Genomic DNA, 13,197 nt, shown 5'->3' on the forward strand with positions numbered 1-13,197 from the left:
AGGGGAGGAGCCGCTACCTGGACGGCTACGCACCGTGTTCGTGGCTCTGGTCGCGTCGGGCCGCCCGCGGCGGGCGGTGCACGCAGGCATGCCGTGCCGCGGAAGGTCTCCGCAGCTCTCGAGGGCACGTTCCCGGTCATGGAACGTCCTCTCCGCGGGGCGCCCCGGGGTCGCCCGGTGCGGTTACGCGCTGTTCGGGTGCGGGACCGGGGGACCATTCGCCGGTGGCAGGGTTCCGGTGGGCGAGTCCGCGGTCGGCGAACGCCTCCAGCCAGCCCGTCATCGGCCACCAGCCCCACCGCCGGTGGAAGATCCCGGCGTTGCGCAGGATGTCGTGCAGGTGCGCCACCGGCGGGTCGGAGACCGGGTGGTGCTGGTGGAAGGCCGGGGCGCCGCCGACCCAGGTGAGCGGGGCGCCGGCCGCCCGGGCCCGCTGGCCGAAGTCGGTGTCCTCGCCGCCGTAGCCTTCGTACTCCTCGCAGAACCCGCCGACGGCCTGCCAGGTGTCGGCCGTCACGGCGAAGGACAGGGACCAGAACAGCCGGTGGTCCTCGCTCCGGCGCAGCTCCCCGGCGGCGGGAGCCGGTCGGCCGGGGTGGGGCCCGGCCAGCTCCGGGAGGTCGGCCAGCCGGTACCCCTGCGGGCCCGGGGGCGGCAGGTAGGACACGGTGCCGCAGAGCAGGGAGCGCCGGTGCCGGGCGTCGAGGGCGACCTCCCGGTAGCGTTCCAGCAGGTGCTCCCCGGGGACGCAGTCGACGTCCAGGAAGACCAGCAGTTCGGCGCCGTCGTCCATCGCGCGGGCGGCGCCGAGGTTCCGGGCCCGGGCCAGCGGCAGGGCCCCGTTCCGCACCGGGCAGTCGACCACCGTCGCGGCGGGCTCCCGACCGGCCACCACCGCGCCGAGCCCCGGATCGTCCATGGCGACGACCACGTACCGGTCGGGGGAGTGCGAGCCGGCCGCGAGGCCGAGGTGCTGCAGAGCCAGATGCCGGTGCCGCCCGGCCGCCGGAGTGATCACCGCTGTACGCATCCGGCCCCCTTTCCCCGGTACGCGGCATCGGCCAGGGCCCGCGCGGCGCGAACGGCGCCGTCCCCGGGCGCCCACTGCGACCAGCGGTCTCCGCCGTGGGCGTGAGCCTGCTCCAGAAGCGGGGCCCACTCGCCGGCCTCCGGCCACCGGGGCGCGACGACGGCCAAGCGGCCGCGGGCGAGGGCGCGCCCGGTGGCCGCCTGCTCGCCGAAGGGACGCTCCTGCGGCACCACCACCGCCGGGCGGCGTGCGGCGGCGCACTCGGCGAGGGCGTTCTGGCCGGCGTGGGTGACCACGACGTCCGCCGCGCACAGCGCGGGCCAGGGGTCCGCCTCCCACCGGCCGTCCGGACCGCCCAGCGTCGTCCACCGCCAGCCGGGGGCGGCGGCCCGCGCGGCGGCGACCTCGGCGGTGGAGACGTCGCGTCCGCCCGACCCCATGAACAGGAGGACCCGCCGGGGGCGCGTCCTCCCCGCCCGTTCGTCCACCGGGGCGGGGGAGCGGCCGTCGAACCGGGAGAACGCCCCGGTGTGGACCGTCTTGGCCCGCCAGTGCTCCGGCCAGCCCGGTTCCGGCAGCGTCGCCGGCCACGGGGCGAGAAGCAGCTCGGCCAGGTCGTAGGCCGTCCGGTGCGGCGTGTCCGTGCGCTCGCCCCGCATGGCCGCGACCGCCGTCGGAACCCCCAGGAGCCTGGCCAGCAGGGCGACTTCGACGGAGACGTCGGAGACCAGGAGCGCCGGTGACGCCGCCGCGATCCACTCGGCGATCCGTGCCATGCGCCCCCGGAGCCCGGCGTGCCCGACCGGCGCCCAGTGCAGCCGTCCTCCGGCCGTCACGTCGCCGAACGCGGTGGGGTCGCCGTCGTCGTCCCTCGGCAGGCGCACCCAGGCGCCGGGCCAGTCGTCGGGGGCCGGGAGGGAGGAGAGCCCGGTCACCGGGAAGGGGGAGTGGGCCGCGATGGACCGGGCGCGGTGGAGGTGGCCGCTGCCGTGGTGGTGGACGTAGTAACCGATCACGCCGCCACCGACCGGTAGAAGCGTTCGTAGCTGTGCGTCATGGCGTCCATGGAGCAGAAGGCTTCCGCGTGGCGTCGGGCGTCGGCCCGGGAGAGGGCGACCGTGGGCTCGACCGCTTCCGCGAGGGCCGCGGTGTCGCCGGGCCGTACGAGACGGCCGCACGCGCGGGTGACGATCTCCGGCAGCGCGCCCCGGGCGAATCCGCAGACGGGCGTGGCGCAGGCCAGCGCCTCCGCCACCACCAGTCCGTACGGTTCGTCCCAGCAGGGAGTGACGACGGCCGCCGCCGAGGACCCCACCAGCTCGCACAGGTCCGGTTGGCGGAGGTGGCCCTCGTAGGTGACGGTGCGGCCGAGCCGGGGGCGGACGCACGCGTCGAAGTAGTCGGCGTCCCCCACCGGCCCCGCGATCCGCAGCCCCCGGCCCGACAGTTCCGCGGCCTCGATCGCCAGATGCACGCCCTTCTCGGGGACGATCCGCCCCGACCAGACCAGGTCGTCCCCGCCGGGTCCGGGGCGCCAGCGCCGGGTGTCGATGCCGTTGTGCACGACGGTGGCCGCGGGGACGATGTGGCGCCAGGCGGCCGCCGTGTGGGCGCTGACCGCGTTGAAGCGCACCGGGCAGTGCGGGGCGACCTGGATGGCCGATTCGATCCACGGGGTGGGCGGGGTGTGCAGCGTGGTGACGACCGGGACGGAAAGCGCGGGGGCCATCGCCACCGGCAGGTAGTTCAGGCTGTTGTTGTGGACGAGGTCGTACCGCGACGGCCCGCGCCCCAGTTCGAGCATCAGCTGGAGGTAGGCGTGGTGCTCCTCGATCCACGGCGCGGCCGCCGTGCTCGTGTCCCGGCGCGCCGTCTCGCTGATCCGGGCCGGACGCAACGGCATCTCGACCACGCCCAGACCGGGGTCGGAGCCGGGCCCCGCGAAGACGGTGACCTCGTGGCCGCGGGCCCGCAGGGCCGTGGAGAGCGTCCAGGTGTGCGCTTCCAGACCGCCGGCGAAGGGCTCGGCGATCGGGTGCCGGGCGGAGGCGATCAGCGCGATGCGCAGCGGCGCCGTCGCCGGACGGGTCGGGGCCTGGGGGGAACCGGTCACAGCAGGTCCGCGTAGAGCATCTCGTGGGCACGGGCGATCCGGACGCGTTCCGCCCCGCGCTCCACCGGGTCGGCACGCCAGGCGGGGCGCTCCTCGTAGGCCGTGCGCACGGCGTCGCGCAGGGACGTCGCGTCCAGGCCCTGCCGGTCGTGTCCGTAGGTGAGGCACGGGCGCTGCTGCGCGTAGAACCCGCAGGACGGAGCGACGACGGTGGTGCCGAGGTCGTAGCACGCCTCCAGCCAGCCGGAGTGGGTGCCGAACCGGTAGGGCAGCACCGACACGTCCAGGCCGATCAGGTAGTCCCACAGCGCGTCGTCGTCGAAGTAGTCGTGCACGCTGAGTTCCAGCCGTCCCTCGCGGTCCATCCCGCGCAGTTCGTCGAGGACTCCGGGCGCGTACCAGTGGCTTGCCGGATCGTCGACGTCCGGGTGGCAGTCGACGCGGAGCACCGCGCCCGGGAGCTCCGCCAGCACGTCGGCGAGCACCCTGACCACCGGCAGGGGGGCCATGTTGGGTCGGATGCTCTTGGCGTGGAGGCCGACGGTGAACGCCTCGTGCCGGGGGCGGGGGCGCACCAGCCCGTCGGGCCCGACGACGTGCGGATGCGGCAGGACCGTGGCGGTGCGGCCCCACCGTGCGGCGATCTCCTGGGCGGCGCCCGGCGTGAGCGTGATGAGCCCGTCCGCCCCGGGGACGAGCACGTCCAGCTGCGCCCGGTGCTCGCCCTCGTCGTGGTGATGGGGGTTGGCCAGGTCGTGGACCGTGTAGACCAGCGGTTTCCCGTTCCGGCGCAGCGCGGCGAGCAGAGCTTTCAAGGAGGCGGGAGACTGCGCGTCGAAGCCGAAGTGCAGGTGGAAGACGTCGAAGGCGTCGGCATGCTCGTCCACCCAGTCCGGGTCGAGCATGACGGGGGGCCACCACTGCTGGGAACCGCTGGGAGCGCCGCACGGGCGGGGGTCGGCGAGCCGGGTCACGCGGTCGCCCTCGGGCGGCGAGAGGTGGCGGACGTAGACGTGGCCGGCCGGTACCGACGCGACCCTGATGGCGTCGGCGGACGCCTGTCGGCGCCCGGACCGCCCCGCCGCTCGCACGCCTCGGGGGGCGGCGGGCGTTCGGAGCGGCGGACGGCCCCGGGGGTGGCGGGCCAGGGGTTCGGCCACGACGGTCTCCTCGTTCTTCGGTCGCCCCCCGCCCCCGGCCCGCGTCGGGGCGGTCGGCGTCCCCGGCGGCCGGTGGACGAGCGGCTGGACCGACGGGGTGAAGGGCTCGGTGGGTGCTCAGGGTCGAGCCTCCGAGTTCCCGCAATCCGCGGATCAAACGCACCTCGGCCGAAGAAGGCGCGGATGCGCAGAGGACGAGTACGTCGGCCGCACGGCGGTGCGGCGGCGGCGGGCGGCCGATTCCCCGGCCGGGCCCTTCCTTTTTCGGCCGACCGGGCGCGTTACACACCGGCCCGGCGGGATACTCACGCCCCAGGCATCTGTCGGCGTCGGGAAATGCATCGGGGTATACCCATGAGCGAACCGCTGGAAGCGGAGAACGAGGACAGAACCGGCGGGAGGGCGGAGACCCCGCGGTCGCCCGTCGGGTCGCACAACGAATGGGATCCGCTGGAGGAAGTTCTCGTCGGCCGTCTCGAGGGCGCCACCACACCCTCACGGCACTCGGTCGTCTCCTGCAACGTGCCGCCGCTGGCCGCCCGGTTTCAGCGGCTCGCCGCCGGAATGAGCTATCCGCGCGCCCTGATCGGACCGGCGCAGCAGGAGCTCGACCGCTTCGTCACGCTCCTGCAGACCCTCGGGATCACGGTCACCCGCCCCGACGCCGTCGACCACCGACGGCGTTTCGCCACCCCCGACTGGTCGTCACGGGGTTTCTGCAACACCTGCCCCCGGGACAGCATGCTGGTGATCGGCGACGAGATCATCGAAACCCCGATGGCCTGGCCGTGCAGATACTTCGAGACCCATTCCTACCGCGGCCTGCTCAAGGACTACTTCCGCAGGGGCGCCCGCTGGACCGCCGCCCCGAAACCGCAGCTCACCGACGCGCTGTACGACCCCGGCTACCGGCCCCCCGGCCCCGGCGAGCCCATGCGCTACATCCTGACCGAGTTCGAGCCCGTCTTCGACGCCGCCGACTTCGTCCGGGCGGGCCGCGACCTGTTCGTCACCCGCAGCAACGTCACCAACCGCCTGGGCATCGAATGGGTGCGACGCCACCTCGGCCCGGACTACCGGATTCACGAGATCGAGAGCCGATGCCGTACCCCCATGCACATCGACACCACCTTCATGGTGCTCGCCCCGGGGAAAGTCCTCGTCAACCCCGAATACATCGATGTGGACCGGCTCCCCGACATCCTGAGGTCCTGGGACATTCTCATCGCGCCCCCGCCGGACCCCATCCGCGACCCGCTGCTGCAGATCACTTCCCTGTGCGGAAAGTGGCTCAGCATGAACGTCCTGATGATCGACGAAAAGCGCGTCATCGCCGAGCGGCACCACGTCACCATGCTGCGCGCACTGGAGAGGTGGGGGTTCGAACCCATTCCCTGCGACCTGCTGCACTACGCGCCCTTCGGCGGGTCCTTCCACTGCGCGACACTCGACATCCGGCGTCGCGGCGGCCTGGAGTCCTATTTCGACTGAGCCCCGCTTCTTTCGGCTGAGCCCTGCTTCCGCTTCCGCTTTCGACTGAGCCCCGCTTCCGCCACGCCGCTTCGTCGCGGGGCCGGCCTCCCGCGTGACCGGACCCTCATGGCGCTTCCCGGCCCCGCTCCTGCCCCGAGGCCCGCGCCCGGCTCTCCGCGGGGCGAAGGGATGCTCCGGCGGCGGCAGGGGGACGGAGACGTTTAGGCCCTGTTCGCAAGGGCAAGCGAGCGACGTGCTTCGGACAGGAGGCACGCCCGTGGGGGCCCGGGCGGCCCTGTCCTCCCGGTGCCACCCACTCCCACGGCGGTCCACCGCACCATCGACGAGGAGTGAGCACGTATGCAGGCTGCGTCCGGCCAGGGACCGCGCCCGCCCCGGGAGGAGTCGGCCGCGCAGCGGGCGTCCCGCAGACCGGCCGCACGGCTCCCCGGCCGCGACCGGGGGGAGCCGACGAACGATCCGCGACGGGTTCACGCCCCATGAAGAACGCATTCGCCCGCCTGAAACCCGGCCTGCACCGCCCCGACCGCTACCAGGTGTCGCAGTCCTTGAAGTCGGCTGCCGCGGCCATCATCGCCTGGGCCCTGACCGGGTGGTGGCTGTCGGCCCCCATGGCCCTGATGGCCCCCTGGGCGGCCGTCGCGCTGGTGCAGGGAACCGTGTACCGGTCGGTGCGCACCGCCGTACAGCTCGTCCTCATGATCACGGTGGGGACGCTGCTCGCCGCCGGCGCCGCCGCCCTCACGGGCGACACGATGATCGCCATGGTCGTGGTCCTCCCCCTCACCACCTTGCTCGGCAACGTGGCTCCCGTCGGAGGACAGGGCCTGTACGCGTCCACCACCGCTCTCTTCGTCCTCGCGTACGGCTCCTATTCGGCCCCTGCCGTCGGGCACCGGCTGCTGGAGACCCTGGTGGGGGCCGCCGTGGGCGTCGCCGTGAACGCCGTGGTGCTGCCGCCGGTCCACTCCCACCACGTCACCAGGCTGGCGGTCGCGCTGCCGCGCGACAGCGCGCGGCTGCTGCGGGACATGGCCGAGGGCGTGGAGGACTACGACACGTCGCGGGCGGAACAGTGGCACCACAGCGCCAAGGACCTGCTGGCCGGGTTGTCGGAGCTGTACGTCGGACGGGGATGGGACTCCGAGAGCTTCCGGCTCAACCCCGGCCACCGGCTACGCCGCTGGACGCCCGCCCCCTCCGCCGACTGGGACGTCGTCTGGGCCCGGGTGGCGAACAGGCTGCTCGCCCTGACCCTGACGTTCTGGGAGACCGCCTCCGAGGACCGGGGGCTGCCCCGGCCCTCGCCCCCCGCCCTGAAGGAACTCGGCCGGCTCCTGACGTCGGCGGCGGAGTCGTGCGAGGCCTGCGGAACGATCATGGAGAACAGCACCGACCGGGAGGCGCGCGACCGACGGCGCGCCGCGCTCGCCGACGCCCACCGGGCCCTCGCCGCCGCCAAGGAACAGCTGCACGGGCAGGACCCCGACGTCGGCGCCGCGCTCGGCAGTCTCGTGGCCGACTGCCAAGCGCTGCTGGACGACCTCGCCCCGGGCGGGGGAGACGTGGACACCGGCGAAACGCCCACCCGCGCATGACGGGAGAGTGCCGACTCCCCGAGGCCGTCCCGCCCCCGGCGCCTGGAGGGTTGCCGGCCCCCGGGCCCCGGGACGGACCGCGGAGGCGGGGAGCAGCACGTTTGAGATCGGGCGGCCGCGGTACCCCCCAGCCCGGCCCGCACGGGCCCGCCGCCTTCCAAAACCGAACCTGGAGGAGAGATGACCGACGCCACCGGGCCGACCATCCCCGTCGCCGTGGTGACCGGAGCGGACTCGGGCATCGGCCGAGCGGTCGCCGTGAAGCTCGCGCGACAGGGCATGGACGTAGCCATCACCTACCACCGGGACCGGCAGGGCGGCGAGGAGACCGCCGCCGAAGTCCGCGGCGCCGGCCGACGGGCCGCACTCGCCCGGCTGGACCTCACCGAACTGCCCGCCGCCGCCGAGGTGGTGGACGAGCTGGCGGACGAACTGGGCCGCATCGACGTCCTCGTCAACTGCGCGGGCACCGGCACGTCCACCCCCTTCCTCGACCTGGACCACGCCACGGTTCAGCGGGTGATCGACGTGGACCTCGTCGGCCCCTTCCTCTGCTCGCAGCACGCGGCCCGCCGCATGATCGCCCAGGGGGCCGGGGGACGCATCGTGAACATCACCTCGGTGCACGAGCACCAGCCCCGGGTGGGGGCGGCCCCCTACTGCGCGGCCAAGGGCGGTCTGGGCCTGCTGACGCAGGTGATGGCCCTGGAGCTGGCCGAGTACGGCATCACGGTGAACGCGGTGGCCCCCGGTGAGATCGCGACCCCGATGACGGGCCAGGAGGACACCGACGTGGAGAGCGCGGACCGGCCGGGCATCCCCCTCGGGCGGCCCGGGGACGCCCGGGAGGTCGCCTCCGTGGTCGCCTTCCTCGCCGGGCCGGAATCCTCGTACACGACCGGCGCCTCCTGGGCCGTGGACGGCGGGATGCTGCGGATGGGCCCGCAGGCGGGCTCCCACCTCCGGTCCCACGACTGGCGCCGCCCCTGACCCCCGACCGGTCCGCAGCCGTACCCGCGACCCCTCGGCCCCACCCCCCCCACGAAGGATCTCCCCCATGGTCGACAGCACTCTCCCGCTTCTCCTGAAGGGCTACGCCTGGCTCCCGGACCGCAGGCGCCGCAGCGGCGGAGCGCCGGTACGCACCCGCCTCCTCGGCAAGAAGGCCATCGCCCTGCACGGCCCGGCCGCCGTGCGGTTCTTCTACGACGAACAGCACATCCACCGGCACGAGGCCCTGCCGCAACCGATCATCGACACGCTGTTCGGCCGAGGAGCGGTGCACACGCTGGACGGCGAGCGCCACCGGGTGCGCAAGGCGCTGTTCACCGGATTGCTCCAGGACCCGGCGGCGGTGCGGGAACTCGCCGACCAGGTCGGCGCGGAACTGGAACGGGCGCGGGCGGAATGGTCCGGGAAGGGGCGCGTCGTGCTCTTCGACGCGATGGCGAGGGTGCTCACCCGCGCCGTGCACACCTGGGCCGGGGTTCCCCTGGACGAGGGCGAGCTGAAGCGCACGGCACGCGATCTGATCGCCATGGTCGACGGGTTCGCCACCCCCGGCCCCCGCCACCTGCGGGCACGCCGGGCGCGCCGACGCCAGGAAGAGCGGCTGGCGCCCCTCGTGGAGACGGCTCGCGAGGACGCCCACGACCCCGCCGCCACGGTGTTCCGGACGGTCGTGGCGCACCGGGACGCGGACGGGGCCCTGCTCCCTCCGCGCACCGCCGCGGTCGAACTGCTCAACGTGCTGCGGCCCACCGTCGCCATCACCTGGTTCGCCGTGTTCGCCGCCCACGCGCTGCACCGCCACCCCGAGCACCGCGGAGCCCTGGCGGCCGACGACGGGCTCCGGGCCGGGTGGGCGTTCGCCCAGGAAGTACGCCGCTTCTACCCCTTCGCCCCGTTCGTGGGGGGCCTGGCGGCCGAGCGGCTGGAGTGGGCCGGACGGACCATCGCCCCCGGCACCATGGTGCTGCTCGACCTGTACGGACTCGATCACGACCCGGACCTGTGGCCCGATCCCTACCGCTTCGACCCGTCGCGCTTCCTGTCCGGTCCGGTCCCGTCCGATGCCCTGGTGCCCCAGGGCGGAGGCCCGGTGGACGGCCACCGCTGTCCCGGGGAGGACGTGACCGTCTCCGTCCTGGCGACGGTGGCCCGCTTCCTGGCGCGGTCGACGTACGAGGTCCCCGAGCAGGACCTGCGGATCCCGCTCCGCCGGATCCCCACGGCCCCCCGCAGCGGATTCGTGGTCAGCGACGTCGCCGGGGCTCCGGCCGGCCACCGTGCGGAGGGCCGGGACCTCTCCGCCTGACCCGCACGGCGCCCCCGCCCGGCCCCGCGACGCGGCCGGGCGGTGGGAGAGCTCCTCCGCTCAACGGGCCTTTCCGCCGGCCAGGGGCGCCGTGCCCTCGCCCCGGCCCCGCCGCACGCCCCGCAGGAACTCGCTCAACGCGTCCTCCGCCGTACGGCTCGGCCGCCACCCCAGTACGTCGTGCGCCCGGGCCGCGTCCATGACCGGCATCCGCAGCACCGCGTCGAACAGGTGGGGCGAGGCCGGCACGGCCCGGGTGTGCCACGCGCCCGCCAGGGCGGTACGCACCAGGGTGCGGGGGAGGCGTACGACCCGCGAGCCGAGCAGGTCCGCCAGTACTGGGGCGTCCACCACCGGATCCGCCGCCAGGTTGAAGGGGCCCCGGACGTCACGGAGAACGGCCAGCCGGTAGGCCTCGGCGGCGTCGTCGGTGTGGAGCACCTGGAAGCGCAGGCCCTCCAGGTCGGGCACGAACGGCAGCAGGTCGGGCCGCAGGAGGGGCCCGGGGGCCCAGCGCCCGGCGAAGATGCGCCGCTGTTCGGGCGCGGCCGTCTCCTTGAAGATGAACCCGGGCCGCATCCGGACCACCCGCACCTCCGGATGCCGCGGCTCGAAGGCGTCGAGGACCCGTTCGAGGTAGGCCTTCTCCCGGCAGTAGGCCGCGTCGGGCCATCCGTCGGTGGGCCACGTCTCGTCCACGCCCGGCTCGTCCTTCGGACCCGGGGAGTAGGCCCCGACGGAGGAGGCGTACACCAGGGCGGGAACCCCGCTGCGGACCACGGAGTCGAACACCCTCCGGGAACCGAGCACGTTGCTCCGCCAGGTCACGACCGGATCGTGCGTGGGCTGGAAGCGCCACGCGAGATGGACCACGGCGTCCGCACCGCGCAGGAGGGCGGTGAGCCTGTCCTCGCAGTCGGCGCGGGACAGGTCGACGGTGTCCCACCGCACCTTCGCGATCTCCATCGCGGGCCGCCTGCGGGCCAGCCCGAGGACCGAGCCGATCTCCGGATCGGCGGCGAGCGCGCGCACCACACCGGTCCCCACGTTGCCGGTGGCCCCCGTCACCACGACCCGCCTGCCGGGAGGGTGGTCTTCGGTCTCCATGAGGAACGTCCCTTCTCTCCTCCGGCCGTGTCCTGCGCCGTGGTTCCGGACGGCCGGGCGCGTTCAGTCGGTGGATCGGTTCACCGCGGAGTGGGTTCCCCCCGGAGCGCGTCCCTAACGTGACGTCCGGCCCGGGGCCGTTCGCCCGGCGGCCTCGGCGTTCGGGGCCCGGCCGGCGGTACCCGGCGACGGCAGGGCCGTCCCGACGCGGAGCACGGGGGCCGCGAAGCGAACGGGCGGCGGAAGACCGGAACGCTTCCCGTGAACCCGGCGGGACTCCGGGGAGGGCCTGCCCGCTCGGCGCCCCCGAAGAGATCTTGGTTACTCCCGCCCGCCGGGAGATCCGGGGCCGGTGGCCGGGCGCCTCCCCCGGAACGGGCGCGTCGTACGTCGAAGGGCTCACCGGCGCCGGGCCCCGCCCCCCCCAGGAGCGGGGCGGGCGAAGCGGTCCATCCCGGCGATCCGTGTTAGTAATGGTCCTTCGGTCCTCGTGGCCGGTTGGTCGGCGGCTGTTCGGACGGAAGCAGCCCTCCCACGGCCCCCCGTGCCGCGCTCGTTCTCCCTTGAGCCCCCGGGGGGCGTGAAGGGGTGCGCCTCCGTCCGCCGGCGCCCACGGGGCTACGTTTCCGAGGCAAGGAGCCGGTGTGGGCGACGGTACGGGCACCTCGGCGCAGGCCGTCGTCCAGCAGGAGCTGGCCGCCGTGCTGGACCGCCTCAGGGTGGGCGTGTTCGCGCTCGACGGCCACGACCGGATCGTCTGGGCCAACGCCGCGTCCCTGGCCTTCCTCTCGTGCTCCGCCCCGGAGGTCGTCGGCCGGGGCCTCCGGGCGCTGCTCCACCCGGGCGCCCGGCCGGTCCCCCCTCCCCGGTCGGCCGGGGAGGACGCCGGGGCGCCGGCCGTCCCCGCCGAGGACAGGACGTGGCTGTCGCGCGGCGACGGTTCGCCCTTGGCGGTCCGGTGGTTCCCGCTGCCCGTCGATTCCGGCGGCGGTGGCGGTGGCGGGGTGCGTCTGCTCGCCTTCGACACCGACGAGGACGGACCCGGGCACCGCCCCACCGGACCGTCCTCGTACACGCGGACCCTGTCGGAGCGGGACCGGCTGGCCCTGCTGGCGGACACCACGGCCCAGCTGATCTACAACATCGACGTGGACGAGTCCCTGCGCAGAGTGGTGGAGCTGCTGCTGCCGCGTCTCGCCGACTGGGCGGTCATCGACCTGATCACGGAGACGGAGGAGGTGAACAGGTCGCTCGTGCTGCATGCCCGCTCCGACGGCCTGGAGGTACGCGAGGACCTCCAGGGGCCTATGCCGCCCGTGCCCGCCTCCTCGCCCATGCCGCTGTCCATGGCCCTGCGCGGAGTGGCCTCCACCCTCGCCGGACCGAAGACCTACGACGTACCGCCCGACAGCGCGGTGGCGCTGGAGCAGCGGAAGCTGTTCACGGCGACCGGCATCGAGACGGCGGCCATCGCTCCCGTCCAGGGGCCGAGCGAGGTACTCGGCGCCATCACCCTGGGGCGCACCGCGGGGGAGGAGCCGTTCACCCCGGGCGACCTGGAGCTGCTGGAGAACATCGGCCGGCGTATCGGCATCGCCCTGGAGAACGCCCGGCACTACCAGCGCCAACGCCAGGTCGCCGCGACCATGCAGCGCTATCTCCTGCCCCAGCTTCCCCGGCTGACCGGGGTGGAGATGACGGCGCGGTACCTTCCCGCCCCGGACGCGTCGCACGTGGGCGGCGACTGGTACGACGCCTTCCCCCTCCCCAACGGCGACACCGCTCTGGTCGTCGGCGACGTCGTCGGTCACGACCTGGAAGCCGCTGCCGGGATGGCCCAGCTCCGCAACATGCTGCGTGCCTACACCTGGGCCCAGGACGAGCCGCCGCACCACACCGTCGAACGCCTGGACCAGGCCATGAGCCACATCACCGACGTCTCCATGGCCACCCTCGTGCTGGCCAGGCTGACCACCGCCCCGACCGGAGGCCGGGTCCTGCGCTGGACCAACGCCGGCCATCCGCCTCCGCTGCTGCTCGACTCCGCCGGCCGGACGCGCTTCCTCGACGACGGCAGAGGCATCCTTCTCGGAGCCTCCGCCAACCGCCCCCGGCCCGACGCCCATGTCCACCTGCCGCCCGGCTCGACGCTCCTGTTCTACACCGACGGCCTCATCGAATCCCGCCGCCAGCCCCTGGACGCCGGCCTGAAGCGGCTGAGCCAACACGCGGCCGACTTCGGCCACCGGCAACTGGACGTTTTCGTGGACCAGTTGCTCGCACGCTCGCGTCCTGCCGACAACGATGACGACGTCGCGCTGCTCGCCATCCGCATCCCCTCCACCACCTGAGCCGAGGCCCGGGCCCCCGCGGCCCGG

10 protein-coding genes are annotated in these 13,197 nt (G+C 74.3%); 5 read left to right on the forward strand and 5 right to left on the reverse strand.

The genetic code is table 11. From position 1 onward, the window contains the following. Nucleotides 1-136: 136 nt before the first annotated feature. The 4 genes from ACH4K1_RS24890 to ACH4K1_RS24905 are packed head-to-tail and all read right to left on the reverse strand — an operon-like array spanning nt 137 to nt 4,303. Nucleotides 137-1,030, reverse strand: a complete 894-nt coding sequence (locus tag ACH4K1_RS24890; protein WP_398091642.1) for a glycosyltransferase family 2 protein — start codon at nt 1,028-1,030, stop codon at nt 137-139. Continuing rightward, nucleotides 1,015-2,046 (reverse strand): glycosyltransferase, encoded by a 1,032-nt coding sequence (locus ACH4K1_RS24895; protein ID WP_398091644.1) that lies wholly within the window; start codon nt 2,044-2,046, stop codon nt 1,015-1,017. The genes ACH4K1_RS24890 and ACH4K1_RS24895 overlap by 16 nt, the downstream gene beginning before the upstream one ends. Next, nucleotides 2,043-3,143, reverse strand: coding sequence for a glycosyltransferase family 4 protein (locus tag ACH4K1_RS24900; RefSeq protein WP_398091645.1), 1,101 nt, complete (start codon nt 3,141-3,143; stop codon nt 2,043-2,045). Before ACH4K1_RS24900 ends, ACH4K1_RS24895 begins: the two co-directional genes overlap by 4 nt. Next, entirely contained in the window at nt 3,140-4,303 is a 1,164-nt protein-coding gene (locus tag ACH4K1_RS24905) for a glycosyltransferase (RefSeq protein WP_398091647.1), read from the reverse strand. Before ACH4K1_RS24905 ends, ACH4K1_RS24900 begins: the two co-directional genes overlap by 4 nt. Nucleotides 4,304-4,657: 354 nt before the next feature. On the opposite strand from ACH4K1_RS24905, the gene ACH4K1_RS24910 reads away from it, so the two are divergent. The 4 genes from ACH4K1_RS24910 to ACH4K1_RS24925 all read left to right on the forward strand — a co-directional run bounded on the left by ACH4K1_RS24910 (nt 4,658) and on the right by ACH4K1_RS24925 (nt 9,712). Further along, nucleotides 4,658-5,794 (forward strand): amidinotransferase, encoded by a 1,137-nt coding sequence (locus ACH4K1_RS24910; RefSeq protein ID WP_398091649.1) that lies wholly within the window; start codon nt 4,658-4,660, stop codon nt 5,792-5,794. A 482-nt stretch (nt 5,795-6,276) separates the two neighbouring features. Then, on the forward strand, nt 6,277-7,395 hold the full coding sequence (locus ACH4K1_RS24915; RefSeq protein WP_398091651.1) for an FUSC family protein: 1,119 nt from the start codon (nt 6,277-6,279) through the stop codon (nt 7,393-7,395). Between the two features lie 180 nt (nt 7,396-7,575). Continuing rightward, nucleotides 7,576-8,385, forward strand: coding sequence for an SDR family oxidoreductase (locus tag ACH4K1_RS24920; protein WP_398091653.1), 810 nt, complete (start codon nt 7,576-7,578; stop codon nt 8,383-8,385). A 67-nt stretch (nt 8,386-8,452) separates the two neighbouring features. Beyond that, nucleotides 8,453-9,712 (forward strand): cytochrome P450, encoded by a 1,260-nt coding sequence (locus tag ACH4K1_RS24925; RefSeq protein WP_398091655.1) that lies wholly within the window; start codon nt 8,453-8,455, stop codon nt 9,710-9,712. 60 nt (nt 9,713-9,772) lie between these two features. On the opposite strand, the gene ACH4K1_RS24930 is transcribed toward ACH4K1_RS24925, so the two are convergent. Beyond that, a complete protein-coding gene (locus ACH4K1_RS24930; RefSeq protein WP_398091657.1) occupies nt 9,773-10,819 on the reverse strand; it encodes an NAD-dependent epimerase/dehydratase family protein in 1,047 nt (348 codons plus the stop codon). Nucleotides 10,820-11,463: 644 nt separating this feature from the next. Between ACH4K1_RS24930 and ACH4K1_RS24935 the strand changes: the two genes are divergently transcribed. Continuing rightward, nucleotides 11,464-13,170: a SpoIIE family protein phosphatase gene (locus ACH4K1_RS24935; RefSeq protein WP_398091659.1), complete on the forward strand. Its 1,707-nt coding sequence runs from the start codon at nt 11,464-11,466 to the stop codon at nt 13,168-13,170. The last annotated feature ends 27 nt before the right edge of the window (nt 13,171-13,197 follow it).

This window comes from Streptomyces sp. NPDC017448 (genome assembly GCF_044330565.1).
GTDB lineage: Bacteria > Actinomycetota > Actinomycetes > Streptomycetales > Streptomycetaceae > Streptomyces.

Bases quoted from the DNA above. Each gene is read 5' to 3' on its own strand.
- ACH4K1_RS24890 (WP_398091642.1), bottom strand. From the start codon at position 1,030: ATGCGTACAGCGGTGATCACTCCGGCGGCCGGGCGGCACCGGCATCTG.
- ACH4K1_RS24910 (WP_398091649.1), top strand. From the start codon at position 4,658: ATGAGCGAACCGCTGGAAGCGGAGAACGAGGACAGAACCGGCGGGAGG.
- ACH4K1_RS24915 (WP_398091651.1), top strand. From the start codon at position 6,277: ATGAAGAACGCATTCGCCCGCCTGAAACCCGGCCTGCACCGCCCCGAC.
- ACH4K1_RS24920 (WP_398091653.1), top strand. From the start codon at position 7,576: ATGACCGACGCCACCGGGCCGACCATCCCCGTCGCCGTGGTGACCGGA.
- ACH4K1_RS24925 (WP_398091655.1), top strand. From the start codon at position 8,453: ATGGTCGACAGCACTCTCCCGCTTCTCCTGAAGGGCTACGCCTGGCTC.
- ACH4K1_RS24930 (WP_398091657.1), bottom strand. From the start codon at position 10,819: ATGGAGACCGAAGACCACCCTCCCGGCAGGCGGGTCGTGGTGACGGGG.